Here is an 18,109-nt window from a genome sequence, read left to right on the forward strand (position 1 = left end):
AGGTGATGGACCGGATCTTGCCGGTGGAGGATACGGAGATTTCCGCCTTTGCCGAGAAATCCTTCAAGAAGCAGGGGATGACCATCCACAAGGGGACAACGGTCTCCGAGCTGAAGAAGTCCGGTGGTAAAGTCACCGCCACTTTCAAGGACAAGAAGGGTAAAAGCTCCTCCGATAGCTTTGATCGGGTGATCCTCGCGGTTGGGATTGTCGGCAATGTGGAAAATCTCGGCCTTGAAGGCACCAAGGTAAAAGTGGAGAAAACCCATGTGGTTATCGATGAATTCTCCCGTACGGGGGAGCCTGGCGTCTATGCCATCGGCGACCTCACCGGGCCGCCGTGGCTCGCGCATAAAGCTTCTCATGAAGGGGTGATTTGTGTGGAGAAAATCGCGGGCGAAAAGGATGTGCATCCGCTTAACACGTCAAATATTCCGGGTTGCACCTATTGCCATCCGCAGGTTGCGTCTGTCGGCATGACCGAAGCAGCGGCAAAGGAGAAGGGTTATGAACTTAAAGTAGGACGTTTCCCCTTTATCGGCAACGGCAAGGCTATCGCCCTTGGGGAACAGGAAGGGCTGATCAAGACGATTTTTGATGCGAAAACCGGCGAAATGCTGGGTGCGCATATGGTCGGCGCGGAAGTGACGGAGCTTATTCAGGGCTTTGGCATTGCCAAGACACTGGAGACGACCGAGGTTGAACTGATGCATTCAATCTTTCCGCATCCGACGATATCAGAGGCAATGCATGAATCCGTGCTTGACGCCTATGGCAAGGTCATCCACATGTAGCGATAAGCTGTTCCGGCAGCCAGTGAATATATGATAAGGTGAGATCATGACTGAGACGACCGCCATAAAGCGTGTACGCCATCCGGAAAAGGTAAACCGTCCGGATAACCCGATTCAGCGCAAACCGTCCTGGATCCGGGTGAAGGCGCCTGTCTCCAAAACCTATCATGAAACGCGCGAGTTGATGCGCGGGCTCAACCTCACGACGGTTTGTGAGGAGGCATCCTGCCCCAACATCGGCGAATGCTGGTCAAAGAAGCATGCGACCATGATGATCATGGGAGAGATCTGCACACGGGCCTGCGCTTTTTGCAATGTTTCCACTGGCAAGCCGAACCCGCTCGATCCGTTTGAGCCCTTTAATGTGGCGACAGCAGTGAAGACCATGGGACTTAATCATGTGGTGATCACCTCCGTTGACCGGGATGATCTGAAAGACGGCGGCGCGCAGCATTTCGCGGACGTTATTCAGGCGATACGGGAGGCAACACCCGCGACCACCATCGAAATTCTGACGCCGGATTTCCTCAAAAAACCCGGCGCATTAGAGGTTGTTGTTGCAGCGAAACCTGATGTCTTCAACCATAATCTTGAGACGGTGCCAAAGCTTTATACGTCCGTCCGGCCGGGCGCGCGCTACTATCATTCGCTCCGCCTGCTGGAGCGGGTGAAGGAGCTCGATCCCAACATCTTCACCAAATCCGGCCTGATGGTCGGCCTTGGTGAGGAAAAGGATGAAGTTATGCAGGTGATGGACGATATGCGCGTCGCCAATATTGATTTTATCACCATCGGCCAGTATCTGCAGCCGACAGTCAAGCATCACGCCATTCACCGATTTGTTACACCGGACGAATTTGCGGTTCTGGAGAAACAGGCCTATGCTAAGGGCTTCCTGATGGTTTCCGCTTCGCCGCTGACCCGCTCCAGCCATCATGCGGGCGAGGATTTCGCGAAGCTGAAAGCCGCGCGGGAACGGACAAACGCCTCAAAGTAACGTTAATGCCGTGTATGGGTAAAATGTAGAGTATGCCAACACATGCCGAAAAGCGGGTTCTTCCCTATACGCCGAAACAGATGTTCGATCTGGTCGCTGCCATCGACAAATATGATGAATTTCTCCCTTGGTGTATCGGTGCCCGCATCAAGGAGCGAAAAGAGAACATCGTGCTTGCCGATCTGGTGATCGGGTTCAAGCTCTTCCGCGAGAAATTTACCTCCAAAGTAACGCTCGATGAAGCGAATATGCGGATTGATGTTGAGTATATGGACGGGCCGTTCCGCTATCTCAACAATCATTGGCAATTCAAGGAACATTCGGATGGCTGCGAAGTAGACTTCTTCGTCGATTTCGAATTCCGCTCGATGATCCTGCAGAAAACCATCGGAATGCTCTTTAACGAGGCCGTGACCCGTATGATCTCGGCTTTTGAGGCGCGCGCAAAGGAGCTTTACGGCGCCAAATCCAGCCTGCAGGATCAGTCTTCTAGCTAGCCGCCGCGAGCAGCATTTCAAGCGCCGTCGTGACCGTGGCGAGGCGGACTTCGGACCGGCCGAGATCGCCATATTCCATCTTTCGATGCTCCAGGACGCCGTCTTCGGTCGCAACTGCGAAATGAACCAGACCCACTGGTTTTCCGGGGCCGCCGCCGCCGGGTCCTGCGATGCCCGTCACTGCGACCGTGAGATTTGCGCCCGCTGTTTTAAGGGCGCCAAGCGCCATTTCCCGCGCCGTTTCCTCGGAAACCGCCCCATGGGCTCGCAATATATCCGTGCTGACGCCGATGACGCGGGCCTTCGCCTTATTGCTGTAGGTGATAAAGCCGCGATCAAACACATCGGAAGAGCCCGCGATATCGGTGAGCGCTCCGCCGATCAGGCCACCGGTACAGGATTCCGCCGTTGCGAGTTGCCATTTCTTCTGACGGCATTGCTCAAGAACATCCGTTGCCAGTTTTTCGATCTCGTCACTAAAAATTCCCATAATACACCTTTTTTATTATTACCAGCAGGACCGAGGCAATCAGTCCTGCGACATAGTCATCGATCATGACGCCGAACGCGCCCTTTACTTTCCGATCCAGCCAACCGATCGGCCAGGGTTTCCAGATATCGAGAAGCCGGAAGAGGAGGAAGGCGAGGATAATCATCAGCGGGCTTAAATCCGCCGCATGAAGCGCGAGCCAGATCCCCGCAACCTCGTCAATCACTACTTCGCCGGGATCGGATTTTCCGGTTTTTACGAGATAGACTTTCGTGCTCCACCAGCCGATTCCGAATGCAAGGAGTGACGCCATCCCGAGCACCGGCGCGCCAAAATAATAATAGATCAGAATGCCGACGGGCAGCGCAGCGAGGGTGCCGACGGTGCCAGGCGCTTTTGGGGACAAGCCACTCCAGAACCAGGTCGAGCATATGACGGCCGGATGCCAGAGGGAGAGGGGGGCGATCTTGCTGGTCATTCAGGAAGCCTTACCGTTGCGATGGCCTGTGCCGCGATGCCTTCACCACGGCCGGTAAAGCCGAGCTTTTCGGTTGTCGTTCCCTTGAGGTTGACCCGGTCCTCGGATATGTCGAGTATCTCCGCAATGCGTGCCCTCATGGCGGTACGGTGCGGTCCGATGCGCGGGGCCTCACAGATGATGGTGAGGTCGACATGGTTGATCACGCCGCCTTTTCCACCGATAAGGTTGGCGGCATGGCGTAAAAACCGGTCGGAGGCGGCGCCCTTCCATTGCGCCTCCGACGGTGGAAAATGCGTACCGATATCGCCGGCGCTAATGGCCCCGAGCAGGGCGTCAGTGAGGGCGTGAAGCGCAACATCCGCATCCGAATGGCCTTTCAGCCGTTTATCATGAGGAATATTCACGCCGCCAAGCCAGACGCTATTCCCAGCCTCGAATGCATGTACATCAAATCCAAAACCCGTCCTGATATCGGTGAGGCTCTTTATGATCACAGATCGCGCTTTCTCGATATCCTCGGGCGTTGTGATCTTGAAATTTGCGGGATCACCCTCGACCATCGCGACCTCTATCCCGGCCCGTTCGGCAAGAGCTGTATCATCGGTCAAGCTCTCGCCGGAAAAGGTTCGATGCGCCGCCAGAATGGAGGCATACGCGAAGGCTTGCGGAGTCTGCGCGGCGACAATCTCCTCCCGGTTCAGCGCGCCGGTAATCAGCTCGCCTTCGAAGGATTTGAGGCTATCCGTCATGGAGAGGGAGGGAAGAACGGCCTCTGCTTGCGTCAGTTTGCTGAGGCAACGGCTGATCAACTCTCTACTGATAAAGGGCCGTGCCGCATCGTGAATAAGGACAAAGTCCGGCGCGAGATCGGTCAGGCTCTCCAGCCCGTTTCGAACCGACTCCTGCCGCGTTGCCCCGCCAAAAACCGGTGGCAACAGGTCAAGGCCTGTAACAACTTCGTTATAATGCGGCACATCATCTTTCCCAATGACCACACAAACAGTCTCGATTTCGGGGTGCGCCAGAAAGGCATCTATCGCTCGCCTGAGAATGGTTTTTCCTGCAATTTCAGTATATTGCTTCGGGGTATTAAGTCCGGTCCGGAGGCCTTTTCCGGCGGCAACGATGAGGGCGATGCTTGTCATGTCGCGACAATAGATCGCTAATCCTCCGGGTTCAATAAAATTGAGGTAATGCGCATGAATCTGTTGCAGTGCAATAAAAACCCACCTATATTGCCTAAATTATAGTCACATTAATTATTGCATAAAAAATGATCATAACGCTTGGCTCTATTACAATCGATCCCCCGGTATTCCTTGCGCCGATGGCTGGCATCACGGATCTGCCCTTTCGCCGCCTGGTGACGCGGTATGGAGCCGGGCTTGTCTTTACCGAAATGGTGGCGAGCAAGGCCATGGTGGCGGAAACGCGGCGGTCGCTCCGCATTGTGCGCTCCGCCAATGATGATCAGCCAATGGCGGTTCAACTCGCAGGCTGTGATCCGGATATTATGGCGGACGCCGCGCAGCTGAACGAGGACATGGGCGCGCGGATTATCGATATCAATATGGGCTGCCCGGTCAAGAAGGTGACATCCGGTATGGCCGGTTCTTCCCTGATGCGCGATCTTGATCATGCAGCAAAGATACTGAAGTCGACGGTCGAGGCCGTGAACATTCCCGTCACGCTTAAAATGCGCACCGGCTGGGATGAGGAAAGCCGCAACGCGCCGGAGCTTGCCCGCATTGCCGAGGATATGGGGATCCGCATGCTCACTGTGCATGGCCGTACCCGATGCCAGTTCTTTAAAGGGGCGGCGGACTGGCGGTTTATTGCAAAGGTCAAGGAGGCGGTGTCGCTGCCGGTAATTGCGAATGGCGATATTCAGTCGGTCGAGGATGCCGCTATGGCCAAAGACCAATCAGGCGCGGACGGGGTGATGATCGGCCGGGGCAGCTATGGTCGCCCGTGGTTTGTCGCGCAAGTTGCGGAATATCTGAAGACGGGCATCAAGCGGCCCGATCCGGACTTTGATGAGCAAAAGGCAGTGCTGCTGGAGCATTATAACGCCCTTATCGGCCTGTATGGTGAGGAGGTTGGCGTGCGCGTCGCCCGCAAGCATCTTGGCTGGTATTCAGAAAGATTGCCGGGCGGAGAGAGCTTTCGGCAAAAAGTCGTTCGTCTTACAGATCCAGGTCAGGTTCGCCGCGAAATCCATTGTTTTTATGAGGCTTTGCAATTGAAGGAAAGTGCATAAGATGGCTCTGCCAAACCCCTTTAGCGGGACAAAACGAAAAAAAACGGAAGTCGATGCTCTGGCTGTTTTGAATGCCTTGCCCGATCCGCTCATCGTCATCGATGATGAAGGCTATATCTGTGTGACCAACCCGGCGGGAGAAGAGTTCTTCGGCCTTTCGGCGAAAAAACTGCTCCGGATGTCGATTAATGAAATGGTTCCGTTCGACAGCCCGCTATTGGGGCTGGTAGAGCAGGTGCGCCTGACCGGTGACTATGTTTCTGAATATGCCGTCGACCTTGGCACGCCAAAAACCGGTATCAAGAATGTTAATCTTCAAGTCTCCCAGCTTTATGGTACGTCGAATGTCGTTGTCCAGATTGAGGAGCGGACGATTGCCGCCAAGATGGATCGGCAACTGACCCATCGCGGTGCCGCCCGGTCGGTGACCGCGATGGCGATCATGTTGGCACATGAAGTAAAAAACCCGCTTTCGGGCATTCGTGGCTCGGCGCAGTTGCTGGAGATGAATGCCTCCGATGCGGATCGGGCGCTCACCCGGTTGATCTGTGATGAAACGGACCGTATCTGCGCGCTCGTTGACCGGATGGAGGCCTTTTCCGATGACCGGCCGATCGATCGCGATGCGGTCAATATTCATGAGGTGCTGGAGCATGTGCGCCGGGTGGCTGAGGCCGGGTTTGGCCGCAAGATCAGTTTCCGGGAAAATTATGACCCTTCGCTGCCCTTCGTTTATGGCAACCGTGACCAGCTTGTCCAGGTGTTGCTCAATCTGGTGAAAAACGCGGTCGAAGCCGCGCCGGAGGACGGCGGAGAGGTAATGCTCAGCACTGCCTATCGTCACGGGATCCGGCTGGCTGTCCCGGGCGCGCAGGAGAAGGTGCAATTGCCGCTTGAGGTCGGGGTGCAGGATAACGGGTCTGGCATTCCCGAAGAGATATTACCGCATATATACGATCCCTTTGTCACGACCAAGGCGGGTGGCAGCGGGCTTGGTCTTGCACTGGTCGCCAAAATTGTCGGTGATCACGGCGGAATTGTCGAATTTGAGTCATCGGAAGTGGGCAGTAAGGTGCTGATCCGACTGCCGGTCTATAATTTTATGAAAACGGATATGGAATAAAGATGCCGGGAACAATTTTAGTCGCAGATGATGACCAGAGTATCCGCACGGTACTGGAGCAGGCACTCTCTCGCGCCGATTATGTCGTGCGCTCCACCAGTAACGCGTCAACGCTCTATAACTGGGTACTTGAAGGGCTGGGTGATATTGTTCTGACCGATGTCGTCATGCCTGATGAAAACGGCCTTGATTTGCTCCCGCGGATCAAGAAAATCCGACCTGATCTGCCGGTTGTGGTGATGAGTGCACAAAATACCCTGCTGACCGCAATCAAGGCGACGGAGCGGGGCGCCTATGACTATTTGCCGAAACCTTTCGACCTCAAGCTCCTGCTTCAGGTTGTGGATCGCGGGCTCTCCAAGCCGAAGAAAATCGCAAGCCGCTTTGGCAGGCAAGAGGAAGAGGAGACAAAAACGCCCCTGATCGGTCGCTCCCCCGCCATGCAGGAGATATACCGGGTGCTGGCGCGTCTGATGGGCACGGACCTCACGGTTCTGATCTCCGGCGAGAGTGGCACCGGCAAGGAACTCGTCGCCCGGGCGCTGCATGAGTATGGCAAGCGCAAGTCGGGCCCGTTCGTTCCGATCAATATGGCCGCTATTCCGAAAGAGCTGATCGAATCCGAACTGTTCGGCCATGAGAAAGGCGCGTTTACGGGCGCGGATTCGCGCGCCATTGGCCGGTTCGAGCAGGCGCAGGGCGGCACGCTGTTCCTCGATGAGATCGGGGATATGCCGATTGAGGCGCAGACGCGGTTGCTCCGCGTGCTTCAGCAGGGGGAATATACGACGGTGGGTGGCCGGACAGCCATCAAGACGGACGTTCGCATTATCGCCGCCACGAACCGGGATTTGCGGCAGTTCGTGCGCCAGGGGCTGTTTCGTGAAGACCTTTACTACCGCCTGAATGTGGTGCCGCTTCGTCTTCCGCCGCTTCGCGAGCGGGCGGAGGACATCCCCGATCTCGTTCGGCATTTCCTGTCGCAGGCGCAGGAGGAGGGCTTGCCGGTCAAAAGTGTGGACAAGGAATCGCTTGAGGCGCTCAAAAAGCATAAATGGCCGGGCAATGTGCGGGAACTAGAAAATATGGTACGGCGTCTTGCTGCGCTCTATTCCGATGATGTCATCAATATCTCCGTGATTGAGCAGGAGCTGCAGCCGCAGGAAATTGGAAGTCTCGAAGAAACTCCGGGTGAGGATGAGAGCCTCGGCATGGCGGTGGAACGCCATATCGCCAAATATTTCGCGGCCCATGCCGGTAGCCTGCCGCCGCGCGGCCTTTACGAACGGGTTATCCGGGAGGTGGAGCGTCCGCTGTTGTCCCTCTCGCTGGAAGCGACGAACGGGAATCAGATCAAGGCCGCCGACCTTTTGGGGGTTAATCGGAATACATTGCGTAAAAAAATACGGGAATTGGATATTCAGGTTGTGCGCGGCATGAAGTGATGCTTAAATGCCACAATGTGGTATTTTGAACAAATGGCCGCCGTCAATGGCTCTTACTGGCAAACCGGGATTGCATCATGATCCACGCGGTCGGAGGGTGTTGTGGCAGACTCACGGCAAAATAATGTGAAACAGTCTTTTTCCTTTGTCCGTTGGACAAGGAAGATCGGGCTGGGTCCCAAAACCTCTTTCTTTGTGGCCATGCTGGCCATCGCGAGCGGGATTGCCACCTATGAATCGCTGACCATAGAAAACCCGGCCTATACGCGCATCCTTCTTATTGTCGATGTGGCGATTGTGGTCATTCTGGCAATTATCATTACCCACCGCTTGATCCGGACCTGGCGCAAGGGGCAGGTCGGCGGTACGGGCAGTATGATGCATCGGCGTATCCTGCGCCTGTTCTCGTTGATTGCGGTGGCGCCGGCCTTGATGGTCGCGCTTTTCTCCGCGCTCTTTTTTAATATCTATTTTCAGCGGCATTTCTCTGATCCGGTGAATATGGCGGTATCGGAATCGATTGCGGTTGCCGATGCCTATATCAAGGAGCATATCCAGAACATTCGCTCCGACGTTCTGGCGATGGCGACGCAGATCAACCGTGCGCCGACGCGGGTTCTGGAAAACCGCAGCCTGTTTGATTCCTATCTCAGCGATCAGGTTATCGCCCGTAACTTGAGCGAGGCTGTCGTCCTGGACGGGAATCAGAAAATTATTGCCCAATCCGACCTAAGCTTTGCGCTCGAATTCGACAAAATTTCTCCAAATCTGTTCAGCGAAGCGCGGGAGCGGGAGATTGTCGTCACAACAAATGACGGAGATGACCAGGTGCGGGCCCTGATCCGGCTGGATCGCCTGCTGGATGGCTTTCTCTATGTCGGGCGGTTTATCGAGCCCCGGGTTCTCGCGCATATGGAGAGAACGCGCGCCGCAGCGGCGGAATATGAGCAGTTGAAGGAAGAAGGCTTCGGTATCCAGATCCAGTTCGCGGTCATTTTCTTTCTCATTTCACTGATGGTGGTCTTGGCCGCCGTCTGGTTCGGGCTGGTGATCGCCTCCCGCCTTGTTGGTCCGATCGAGAGCCTCGTAAAAGCAGCGGAAAGGGTCCGCTCCGGCGATTTGACAGCCAAGGTAGATGAGAGCCGCGCCTATGATGAGATGGCGACCTTGAGCCGCGCGTTCAACCGGATGACAGAGCAGCTATCGACGCAGCGGCAGGAGCTTGAAGAAACCAATACTAAGCTGGACGAGCGCCGTCGTTTTACCGAAGCTGTGCTTTCCGGGGTTTCATCCGGTGTGATCGGCCTCGACAAGGAAGGCGTCATCAATCTTCCGAACCGTAAGGCAACAGAGCTTTTGGGTCATTCGGAGACGGACCTTATTGGAAAGCCTTTTTTCGAAATACAGCCGCAAATGGCCGTTCTTTTGGATGAAATTCGGGAAAAGCCCTATCGTGTGGCGGAACGCCAGATACAGCTGCAATCCACCAATGGTCATCGTCATTTGCTGGTGCGCGCTGCGGCGGAAATATCCGTTGGCAGTATTCAGGGGTTTGTCGTCACGCTCGACGATATTACGGATCTTGTCTCGGCACAGCGGATGGCGGCCTGGGGCGATATTGCTCGGCGGATTGCTCATGAAATCAAGAATCCGCTGACCCCGATCCAGCTCTCCGCCGAACGGATAAAGCGTAAATATGGCCGCCAGATAGAGAATGATGTTGATATTTTTAATCAATGCACCGATACGATCATCCGTCAGGTCGGGGATATCGGACAGATGGTGGATGAATTCTCGGCCTTTGCCCGGATGCCGACCCCGGAATTCAAGCTCGAGGATTTGGGGGAGCTTGTCGGGCAGGCGATCTTCTTGCAGAAAATTGCCCGTCCCGAGATCGACTATCTTTATGACACGCCTCGATTGCCGATGATCTGCGATTGCGATGCACCGCAGGTGAACCGAGTTCTGACAAACCTTCTGCAAAATGCCGCCGACGCGATTGAGGGGCGGGAGGCAGGGGACGGGGATCTTCCAAAAGGCCGGATCAAGGTGGAATTCCGTGTTACTGCCGACGAGATGGCGATTGAGATTACGGACAACGGACGTGGTCTGCCAAAAGAGAACCGAAGCCGGCTGACGGAACCCTATGTTACCCATCGTGAGAAGGGAACGGGGCTCGGTCTTGCGATTGTCAACAAGATTATGGAAGAACATGGCGGCAGCCTCGCCATGACAGATGCGAAAGAGGGGACGGGAGCCTGCGTCAGGATTTCTTTCCCCTTGAGTGAAGCAAACTTGAAAACGGGGAATGATTAAAGATGTCCGCAGACATTCTAATCGTCGATGATGAAACTGATATTCGGGAACTGGTGGCCGGAATCCTGGAGGATGAAGGGTATGAGACACGCATGGCGGCGAACAGCGATCAGTGTCTCGCTGAAATTGCTCATCGCCGCCCGAGCCTTGTTATTCTGGATATCTGGCTACGCGGTAGCAAAATGGATGGTATCGAGATATTGCAGGCCATCAAGAAGGACCAGCCGGATTTACCGGTCCTGATGTTTTCAGGGCACGGCAATATTGAAACGGCGGTGCAGACCATCAAGCTCGGCGCCTACGACTTTATCGAAAAGCCGTTCAAGGCGGAACGGCTTATCCAGCTTGTCGACCGTGTGTTGGAGGCGGTCAGGCTCCGCCGGGAAGTAGCGGACCTCAAAACCCGTGGCGGGGAGGTGATGACGGACCTAATTTGCCGCTCCCATGTGATGATCCAGCTTCAGCAAAGCATTGAAAAAGTGGCGCCGACAAACAGTCGGGTCCTGATTGCCGGTCCGTCCGGGTCTGGCAAGGAAGTGGTTGCCCGTCTCATCCACGATCAGTCCCACCGCAAAGCCGGACCCTTTGTGGTTCTCAATGCGGCGACATTGGCGCCGGAACGGCTCGAAATTCAGCTGTTCGGCATCGAGGATGGCCGGATGAACTCGGTCAAGGGAGAGCGCCGAGGGTTACTGGAGCAAGCCCATGGCGGCACGCTCTTTCTGGACGAGATTGCCGACATGCCGATGGAAACCCAGGGCAAGATCCTCCGGGTGCTGGTCGATCAGACATTTCAGCGGGTCGGCGGCACGGAGAAGATCAAGGTGGATGCGCGGATCATTTCTTCCTCCAGCCGGGATCTGCATGAGGAAATGGCCAATGGCCGCCTGCGGGAGGATCTATACCACCGCCTTGGTGTCGTCCCGGTTTCTGTGCCGTCGCTGAAGGAACGGCCGGAAGATATCGGCCCGCTCGCCCGTTATTTTGTCGAACGCTTCTCGAAAAGTGCCGGATTGCCACCGAGAAAAATTGGGGAGGATGCCATTGCGACCTTGCAGGCCTCCTCCTGGCCCGGAAATGTTCGTCAGCTAAAGAATGTGATTGAGCAGATCATGATTCTTGCGACCGGTGATAAATCGGCGCCAATCACCGCAAATATGGTGCCTGCGGATGCTGGTGCTGCCAAATCGGTCATGATCGGGCAGAATGACAATACAGAGATTATGGCGCTTCCCTTGCGCGAGGCCCGTGAGCGATTTGAAAAGGAATATCTGGAGGCGCAAATAAACCGGTTTGGCGGAAATATTTCGCGTACGGCGTCATTTGTTGGTATGGAAAGATCCGCGTTACATCGTAAGCTGAAAACGCTTGGCGTCAGCAATGGTGAACGGAAAAGATCGTCGGAATAGATGCGGAACTTGGGTAGAGGGAAAGAGACGCGATGAAGGTAATCGTTTGCGGTGCGGGGCAGGTGGGCTCCAATATTGCGCGGCAGCTTGCCCGGGAAAATAACGATGTTACCCTGATTGACCAGTCTCCGGAACTGGTCCGCAAAATCGGGGATGAACTGGACGTCCGGGCTATGGTTGGCCACGCCTCTCATCCGGACGCGTTAGAGCGGGCAGGGGCTTATGACGCGGACATGATCATTGCCGTGACCTATAGCGATGAAGTCAATATGGTTGCCTGCCAGATTGCGCATTCGATTTTTAATATTCCAAAGAAAATTGCCCGGATACGCTCCCATCAATACACGAACCCTCTCTGGGCGCATCTGTTCAGCCGTGAAAACCTGCCAATCGATGTGATTATCTCACCGGAAGATGAGGTTGCCCACGCGATTGAGAGGCGCTTGAAAGTGCCCGGGGCCTTCGATACCGTCTCCTTTGCGGACGGGAAGGTACAGGTTATTGGCGTCCGGCTCGATGAAAACTGCCCGATCGTCAATACCCCGCTCAAACAGCTGACGGAGTTGTTTCCGGATTTGAATGTCGTTGTCGTGGCGATCTATCGCGATGGCAAGATGATCGTGCCGGCAAGCGATGACCAGATGTTTCCGGGCGATGAGATTTATTTCGCCGCCGACAGTGCCCATGTGGCCCGCGCCATGCCGCTTTTCGGGCATGAGGAACAGGAGGCCCGCAGCATCGTCATCGTTGGTGGCGGGAATATTGGCTTTCACCTTGCCCAGTTCATCGAAGAAAACATGCGCAAAGTCTCGCTCAAGCTGATCGAGCATAATCGGGAGCGTGCCGAAAAGATTACGGATGAACTCGACAGGACAGTCGTGCTGCATGGCAGCGCGCTTGACCCCGAACTGTTGCAGGAAGCAAACGCGGCGCACGCCGAGACTATCGTTGCGCTTACCAACGATGACCAGGTTAATATTCTGGCCTCCTTGCTGGCCAAGGGGCAGGGGACGGAAACCGCCGTTACCCTGATCAACAATCCGGTATTCGGCAATCTGGTCACCACGCTCGGGATTGAGGTGGTGGTGGACCCGCGCGCGACCACAGTTTCGGAAATTCTACGCCACATCCGACGCGGCCGGATACGCGGGCTGCATTCCTTCCGCGATGGCGCCGCCGAAGTGGTGGAAGGGGATGCATTGGAGACCTCCCTGCTTGTCGGCAAGCCGCTTCGGGATATCAAACTTCCCCATGGCACGATTATCGGGGCGGTCATCAAGGGAGAAACGGTTGAAATTCCACGCGGTGATTCGGTCATTCATGCCGACGACAGGGTGGTTATCCTCAGCCTTCAGGGATCCGTGCAGAAGGTTGAGGAAATGTTTTCTGTCGGCCTTGAATTTTTCTAGACCTGATGTTGTTCGCACCTGTCTTTACCTTTGTGGGCTGGGCGCTCGGTTTTTTGGCGATGCTGATGAGTGTGCCGCTTCTTTTCGCTCTGGCGCAAGGGCAGACTGAGCTTGCGCTGAGCTTCTTTATCTCCGCCATCGTGACGCTATTTTTCGGCGGCGGTATGATCCTTGCGATGCGGCGGGAAATCACCATCCTTGGCCGGAGTGAAACCTTTCTGGCGGCAACCCTTATCTGGATAATCATCCCGGCGTTTGCCGGCCTGCCATTTTATTTGAGCGATGCCATCCCCTCGGGGACCAATTCATATTTTGAGGCATTTTCCGGCTTCACGACCAATGGCGCGACCATTATCGATGATCTGGATGCTCAGGCGCGGGCGATTTTGCTGTGGCGGAGCCTGATCCAGTGGGTCGGCGGCTTTGCGATAATTGTCTTCCTGTCGGTAATGGCAAGTGCCTTTAATCTGCCGCGCAGCAACCCGCTGACACGGGCTATCGCCAAGAGCAATCGCCGCCGTATGTCCCGTCGAATCGGCGCGGCGGTGCTTTCCCTGCTGAAAATCTACGGCTTGCTGACCGCGATCTGCATTGTTGCCTTGTGGTTTGCCGGAATGTCTGCCTTCGACGCCCTTTGCTATGCTTTCAGTACTCTCTCCACCGGCGGGTTCATGACCTCAAATGCCGCCGGGACGGCTTTCGCCAGCCGCGGGGTTGAAGTGGTTTTGATGATTTTCATGGTATGTGGGGCGATAAATTTTTCTCTTCACTGGTCCTTCTTCAACGGGGATCGGCTTTCGTACTTCAAGGATCCGGAATATCGCTATCTCCTGACCGCGATCATTCTCGGCAGCCTTTTCGTCTTTACCCTGATGATGACCCAGACGGATATGTCGATCGGGAACACGTTGCGCTACGCGGTTTTTAACACTGTCTCCGCCGTAACGACCACGGGATATAACATGCCGCTTATATCGGACAGCGGGCAGTATTACTGGCCGATCGGCGCCCTTTTTGTGATTCTCGCCCTGATTACGATTGGCGGCTCAATTGGTTCCTCCGCCGGCGGGATCAAGATGATGCGGATCAGTATTCTTCTGAAGGTCTCCAACGCGGAAGTAAACCGCCTCAGCTTTCCGAGCAGTATATTTCCCCTGACATACGGCGGGCAGCGTATCTTGCGGGAGCAAATCACCTCCGCCTGGAGCTTTTTTGTGCTTTATTGCCTGGTTCTTGTCGCGGCGACGTTAGTTCTGGCCTTTAACGGGCTTGATCTGCAATCTTCCGTTACCCTTGCCATCACAAATTTAGCCAGCGCGGGCAGCGCGGCGCAGCCGTTGATTACCGATGTTGTTGTCGGCGAGGAAAATTTTATCAGCTATGACGCCTTACCCAACTTTTCGAAATGGGTATTATGTGTCACCATGCTTGTCGGGCGGTTGGAGTTTTTTGCTGTCCTTTCCCTTCTCAATCCAGCCCTTTGGCGGCGTTAGTAAATTAGGAATGCCATGTCCAGAATCGCATATGTAAACGGTCAGTATCTTCCGCATCGCGACGCCAGCGTCCATATCGAGGATCGCGGCTATCAATTTGCTGACGGAGTATATGAAGTCGTGACTATTGTTGGCGGCCGGATGATCGATGAAGCGGGACATCTGGATCGCCTGTGGCGAAGTCTCGATGAATTGAGTATGGACCCGCCGATGAATCGGGAGCCGCTCAAATTCGTGATGCGGGAGGTGATCCGCCAGAACGGCATTCGCGACGGTATCATTTATCTGCAGGTCACGCGCGGGGTTGCCCCGCGCGATCATCCCTTCCCGAAGAATACACCGTCGTCCCTGGTGATGACGGCGAAAAGGCTGTCGATGGAAAAGGGGGCAAAAACGGCAGAGGAGGGGGTTAGCGTGATTACCGTGCCCGATATCCGTTGGACCCGCCGTGATATCAAGTCCGTCTCGTTGCTGCCCAATGTGCTCGCGAAGCAGAAGGCCAAGGAAAACGGCGCCTATGAAGCATTTCAGGTTGATGAAGACGGCATGGTGACAGAGGGCAGCTCCACCAACGCCTGGATAGTGAGCAAGGAGGGGAAAATCGTTACCCGGCCGACAAGCAATTCCATTCTCGCTGGTATTACGCGGGCATCCCTTATTCGAGAGCTGGAGAAAAACGGGATAGAGCTTGAGCTTCGCAGCTTTTCTGTCGAGGAGCTGTATTCGGCCCGCGAAGTATTTCTGACCAGCAGCACATCCTACGTTCTTCCCGTTATAAAAGTTGATGACCGGGTAATCGGGAATGGCCATCCCGGTCTCATTTCACAAAAGCTAAGGACGATTTACGAGAAATTTATGTCTGAAGATGCCTAGTATTTTCCGAACAATACAGTTGAAACTGTGCTTTTTTTGCCAAAGTCGTTATTTGTTGCAATTGAGGCGTTATAATGCTTGTGTTTAGGGGGAGAAATCCTTATGTCAGGGAAACTTTTTTGCCTTTTATTTAAAAACGCGATCAGAATGTCCCTGATTTATGGTGGCAAAAGGCAAGATGAAATCGATTCGACAGACGAGAGATAATTCAAGATGGGCGCTGAGAAGTCACAGAATGTACAAGACGTTTTCCTGAACAAGGTACGCAAGGACAAGGTTCCAGTAACCGTGTTTCTGGTTAATGGTGTAAAGCTTCAAGGCTCTATCAGCTGGTTCGACAATTTCAGTGTCTTGCTGCGCCGGGATGGCCATGAACAGCTTGTTTACAAACATGCCATCTCGACGGTAATGCCTGCGGGACCTATCCAGCTGTTTGATCCAAACGCGGAAAGCTGATCTTTTAACATCGCCATGTGCTCCCTATATTTTTCATATGGACGCTAATTCGGAACGCGACAGCCTGCGCTCGGGGGAGGCCGCGCTTGTCCTCCATCCTTACATAAAATCCAAAAAGCAAAGTAAGCTTCGGGATCCGGAAGGATGCCTTGAAGAGGCGGTTTCCCTGACAGCGGCCATATCCCTGGATGTGGTGCATTCGGAAGTTGTCACCCTGTCGAAGGCGAAACCCGGAACTCTTTTCGGTGAAGGAAAAATTGCCGACCTTGGCGCCTTTATCAAGAATGCCGACATAGATGTGGTGATCATCGACGGGCCGGTAACCCCCGTCCAGCAACGCAATCTGGAGCGTCGCTGGCATGTGAAGATCGTCGACCGGACGGGACTTATCCTTGAAATATTTGGGGAGCGGGCGCAGACCCGGGAAGGGACCCTGCAGGTGGAGCTCGCGCATCTCAGCTATCAACGCACCCGGCTCGTCCGATCATGGACCCATCTGGAGCGGCAGCGCGGTTCCTTAAGCTTTATTGGTGGTCCGGGTGAATCCCAGCTTGAAATTGACCGGCGCTTGATTGATGAGCGGATCACCAAGATCAAACGGCAGCTCAATTCCGTTGTGCAAACCCGCGAGCTACACCGCGCCAAGCGCAAAAAGGTCCCCTATCCCATTGTTGCCCTTGTCGGCTATACCAACGCCGGAAAATCGACGCTGTTTAACCGGATGACGGAGTCGGAGGTCTTCGCGGAGGATTTGCTGTTCGCGACCCTCGATCCGACAATGCGGAAAATCACCTTGCCCGGCGGGCAGCCGGTAATTCTCTCGGATACGGTAGGATTTATCTCGGATTTGCCGACGGAGCTTGTCGCGGCCTTCCGGGCGACCCTGGAAGAGGTGCTGGAAGCAGACCTGATTGTCCATGTCCGTGATATCACTCATTTGGATACGGGGGCGCAGCGACAGGATGTGCTGGATGTACTGGATCGCCTCGGGGTCGATACGGACGATACGGGCAGCTATCTGGAAATCCTGAACAAGATCGACATTCTAGATGAAGACGCACGTGAGAAGCTTTTCAACAGTGTCGCACGGGAAGAAGGGCAGGTTGCCATTTCCGCTGTGACAGGTGAGGGGACGGCAGCGTTCCTGGCACTCATCGAAGAGAAACTGACGGCGAAACAGAAAATTCTGGAGCTTGATATCCCGGCGGAAGACGGGGCCACACTCTCCTGGATTTACCGCCATGGCACAGTGCTGGAGCGCACGGACCGGGACGACAAGGTGCATATCGAGGCAAAGTTCTCGCCGGAAAATCTGGGTCGGCTAGAGAAAATTCTTAAAAATCAGTCGTAAATTTCTGTTTTTATTGATTTAATTTATCTTCCGCGCGGACTTCGTTCCAGACTTCATCCATTTCTTCAAGACTGGAATTGTCTAGCGATTTTCCTTTATTTTCAATTCGTTGCTCGACAATCTGAAAGCGGCGAATAAATTTACGATTGGCGGATCGGAGGACTGTTTCGGGCTCCAGCTCAAGATGCCGCCCCAGATTGGCGAGCACGAAGAGAAGATCGCCATATTCCTCGGCAATGCGTTCCTTGCCGCCGTTCTTATTGATTTCTGCGCGAAGTTCGCCGAGTTCTTCTTCGATCTTATCGAACACAGGCGCAATTGATGGCCAGTCAAACCCGACACGGGCTGCACGCTTCTGAAGCTTCACGGCGCGGGTAAGCGCGGGCAGGGTTTCCGCAACGCCATCAAGGGCGGAGAGGGCTTTGTCGCTATCCTTCTTTTTTGCGGCGCGTTCCTGGGCTTTGGTTTCTTCCCAGGCCGTGGTCTGGGCTTCTGCGGTTGCGATATCGGCGCTCCCGAACACATGGGGATGACGGCGGATCATCTTCTCTGAAATGGCGGAAATCACGTCATTAAAGTCAAAATCGCCGGCTTCTTTCGCCATCTGAGCATAGAACACCACCTGAAACATCAAGTCGCCAAGTTCGTCCTTCAACTCCGCCATGTCGTTTTGGGCAATGGCCTCGGCCACCTCATAGGCTTCCTCGATCGTGTG

Annotated in this window: 17 protein-coding genes; 13 read left to right on the forward strand and 4 right to left on the reverse strand. The window is 54.7% G+C overall.

Annotation, left to right across the window (positions count from 1 at the left end; genetic code table 11):
- The 3 genes from P1U71_RS15745 to P1U71_RS15755 all read left to right on the forward strand — a co-directional run.
- Nucleotides 1-794 (forward strand): FAD-dependent oxidoreductase (locus P1U71_RS15745; protein ID WP_301106581.1); only part of this gene is annotated, 794 nt, incomplete at its 5' end.
- Nucleotides 795-840: 46 nt separating this feature from the next.
- Nucleotides 841-1,791, forward strand: coding sequence for a lipoyl synthase (gene lipA, locus P1U71_RS15750; RefSeq protein ID WP_301106582.1), 951 nt, complete (start codon nucleotides 841-843; stop codon nucleotides 1,789-1,791).
- Between the two features lie 32 nt (nucleotides 1,792-1,823).
- Complete coding sequence (locus P1U71_RS15755) at nucleotides 1,824-2,288, forward strand: type II toxin-antitoxin system RatA family toxin (RefSeq protein WP_301106583.1); 465 nt, start codon at nucleotides 1,824-1,826, stop codon at nucleotides 2,286-2,288.
- On the opposite strand, the gene P1U71_RS15760 is transcribed toward P1U71_RS15755, so the two are convergent.
- Genes P1U71_RS15760 through P1U71_RS15770 form a run of 3 tightly spaced genes read right to left on the reverse strand, consistent with a single transcriptional unit; the run spans nucleotide 2,281 to nucleotide 4,404 of the window.
- Nucleotides 2,281-2,778 (reverse strand): CinA family protein, encoded by a 498-nt coding sequence (locus tag P1U71_RS15760; RefSeq protein WP_301106584.1) that lies wholly within the window; start codon nucleotides 2,776-2,778, stop codon nucleotides 2,281-2,283. The two genes, P1U71_RS15755 and P1U71_RS15760, sit on opposite strands and share 8 nt — an antisense overlap.
- Entirely contained in the window at nucleotides 2,765-3,256 is a 492-nt protein-coding gene (locus tag P1U71_RS15765; protein WP_301106585.1) for a phosphatidylglycerophosphatase A, read from the reverse strand. The genes P1U71_RS15760 and P1U71_RS15765 overlap by 14 nt, the downstream gene beginning before the upstream one ends.
- Entirely contained in the window at nucleotides 3,253-4,404 is a 1,152-nt protein-coding gene (locus tag P1U71_RS15770; protein ID WP_301106586.1) for a bifunctional 2-C-methyl-D-erythritol 4-phosphate cytidylyltransferase/2-C-methyl-D-erythritol 2,4-cyclodiphosphate synthase, read from the reverse strand. The genes P1U71_RS15765 and P1U71_RS15770 overlap by 4 nt, the downstream gene beginning before the upstream one ends.
- A 128-nt stretch (nucleotides 4,405-4,532) precedes the next feature.
- Here P1U71_RS15770 and dusB point away from each other — a divergent pair, with 128 nt between their 5' ends.
- The 10 genes from dusB to hflX all read left to right on the forward strand — a co-directional run bounded on the left by dusB (nucleotide 4,533) and on the right by hflX (nucleotide 17,394).
- Nucleotides 4,533-5,519: a tRNA dihydrouridine synthase DusB gene (gene dusB / locus P1U71_RS15775; protein WP_301106587.1), complete on the forward strand. Its 987-nt coding sequence runs from the start codon at nucleotides 4,533-4,535 to the stop codon at nucleotides 5,517-5,519.
- A 1-nt stretch (nucleotide 5,520) separates the two neighbouring features.
- A complete protein-coding gene (locus P1U71_RS15780; protein ID WP_301106588.1) occupies nucleotides 5,521-6,642 on the forward strand; it encodes an ATP-binding protein in 1,122 nt (373 codons plus the stop codon).
- A gap of 2 nt (nucleotides 6,643-6,644) precedes the next feature.
- Nucleotides 6,645-8,087, forward strand: a complete 1,443-nt coding sequence (ntrC, locus tag P1U71_RS15785; protein WP_301106589.1) for a nitrogen regulation protein NR(I) — start codon at nucleotides 6,645-6,647, stop codon at nucleotides 8,085-8,087.
- Between the two features lie 102 nt (nucleotides 8,088-8,189).
- Nucleotides 8,190-10,403 (forward strand): PAS domain-containing sensor histidine kinase, encoded by a 2,214-nt coding sequence (locus P1U71_RS15790; protein ID WP_301106590.1) that lies wholly within the window; start codon nucleotides 8,190-8,192, stop codon nucleotides 10,401-10,403.
- 2 nt (nucleotides 10,404-10,405) lie between these two features.
- On the forward strand, nucleotides 10,406-11,812 hold the full coding sequence (locus tag P1U71_RS15795; protein WP_301106592.1) for a sigma-54 dependent transcriptional regulator: 1,407 nt from the start codon (nucleotides 10,406-10,408) through the stop codon (nucleotides 11,810-11,812).
- Between the two features lie 32 nt (nucleotides 11,813-11,844).
- Nucleotides 11,845-13,221, forward strand: coding sequence for a Trk system potassium transporter TrkA (trkA, locus tag P1U71_RS15800; RefSeq protein ID WP_301106593.1), 1,377 nt, complete (start codon nucleotides 11,845-11,847; stop codon nucleotides 13,219-13,221).
- 5 nt (nucleotides 13,222-13,226) lie between these two features.
- Complete coding sequence (locus P1U71_RS15805) at nucleotides 13,227-14,714, forward strand: TrkH family potassium uptake protein (protein ID WP_301106595.1); 1,488 nt, start codon at nucleotides 13,227-13,229, stop codon at nucleotides 14,712-14,714.
- 15 nt (nucleotides 14,715-14,729) lie between these two features.
- Nucleotides 14,730-15,587: a D-amino-acid transaminase gene (locus P1U71_RS15810; RefSeq protein WP_301106596.1), complete on the forward strand. Its 858-nt coding sequence runs from the start codon at nucleotides 14,730-14,732 to the stop codon at nucleotides 15,585-15,587.
- 213 nt (nucleotides 15,588-15,800) lie between these two features.
- Nucleotides 15,801-16,043 (forward strand): RNA chaperone Hfq, encoded by a 243-nt coding sequence (hfq, locus tag P1U71_RS15815; protein WP_301106597.1) that lies wholly within the window; start codon nucleotides 15,801-15,803, stop codon nucleotides 16,041-16,043.
- A gap of 37 nt (nucleotides 16,044-16,080) precedes the next feature.
- Nucleotides 16,081-17,394 (forward strand): GTPase HflX, encoded by a 1,314-nt coding sequence (gene hflX / locus P1U71_RS15820; protein ID WP_301106599.1) that lies wholly within the window; start codon nucleotides 16,081-16,083, stop codon nucleotides 17,392-17,394.
- Between the two features lie 10 nt (nucleotides 17,395-17,404).
- Here the strand turns inward: hflX and mazG are convergent.
- A partial coding sequence (gene mazG, locus P1U71_RS15825; RefSeq protein ID WP_301106600.1) for a nucleoside triphosphate pyrophosphohydrolase occupies nucleotides 17,405-18,109 on the reverse strand: 705 nt, incomplete at its 5' end.

Source organism: Sneathiella sp. (assembly GCF_029233945.1).
Classification (GTDB): Bacteria; Pseudomonadota; Alphaproteobacteria; order Sneathiellales; family Sneathiellaceae; genus Sneathiella.

Coding starts and splice junctions, on each gene's coding strand:
- P1U71_RS15760 (WP_301106584.1), bottom strand. CDS start 2,778: ATGGGAATTTTTAGTGACGAGATCGAAAAACTGGCAACGGATGTTCTT.
- lipA (WP_301106582.1), top strand. CDS start 841: ATGACTGAGACGACCGCCATAAAGCGTGTACGCCATCCGGAAAAGGTA.
- P1U71_RS15795 (WP_301106592.1), top strand. CDS start 10,406: ATGTCCGCAGACATTCTAATCGTCGATGATGAAACTGATATTCGGGAA.
- dusB (WP_301106587.1), top strand. CDS start 4,533: ATGATCATAACGCTTGGCTCTATTACAATCGATCCCCCGGTATTCCTT.
- P1U71_RS15765 (WP_301106585.1), bottom strand. CDS start 3,256: ATGACCAGCAAGATCGCCCCCCTCTCCCTCTGGCATCCGGCCGTCATA.
- P1U71_RS15780 (WP_301106588.1), top strand. CDS start 5,521: ATGGCTCTGCCAAACCCCTTTAGCGGGACAAAACGAAAAAAAACGGAA.
- P1U71_RS15810 (WP_301106596.1), top strand. CDS start 14,730: ATGTCCAGAATCGCATATGTAAACGGTCAGTATCTTCCGCATCGCGAC.
- hfq (WP_301106597.1), top strand. CDS start 15,801: ATGGGCGCTGAGAAGTCACAGAATGTACAAGACGTTTTCCTGAACAAG.
- P1U71_RS15805 (WP_301106595.1), top strand. CDS start 13,227: ATGTTGTTCGCACCTGTCTTTACCTTTGTGGGCTGGGCGCTCGGTTTT.
- trkA (WP_301106593.1), top strand. CDS start 11,845: ATGAAGGTAATCGTTTGCGGTGCGGGGCAGGTGGGCTCCAATATTGCG.
- P1U71_RS15770 (WP_301106586.1), bottom strand. CDS start 4,404: ATGACAAGCATCGCCCTCATCGTTGCCGCCGGAAAAGGCCTCCGGACC.
- ntrC (WP_301106589.1), top strand. CDS start 6,645: ATGCCGGGAACAATTTTAGTCGCAGATGATGACCAGAGTATCCGCACG.
- hflX (WP_301106599.1), top strand. CDS start 16,081: ATGGACGCTAATTCGGAACGCGACAGCCTGCGCTCGGGGGAGGCCGCG.
- P1U71_RS15755 (WP_301106583.1), top strand. CDS start 1,824: ATGCCAACACATGCCGAAAAGCGGGTTCTTCCCTATACGCCGAAACAG.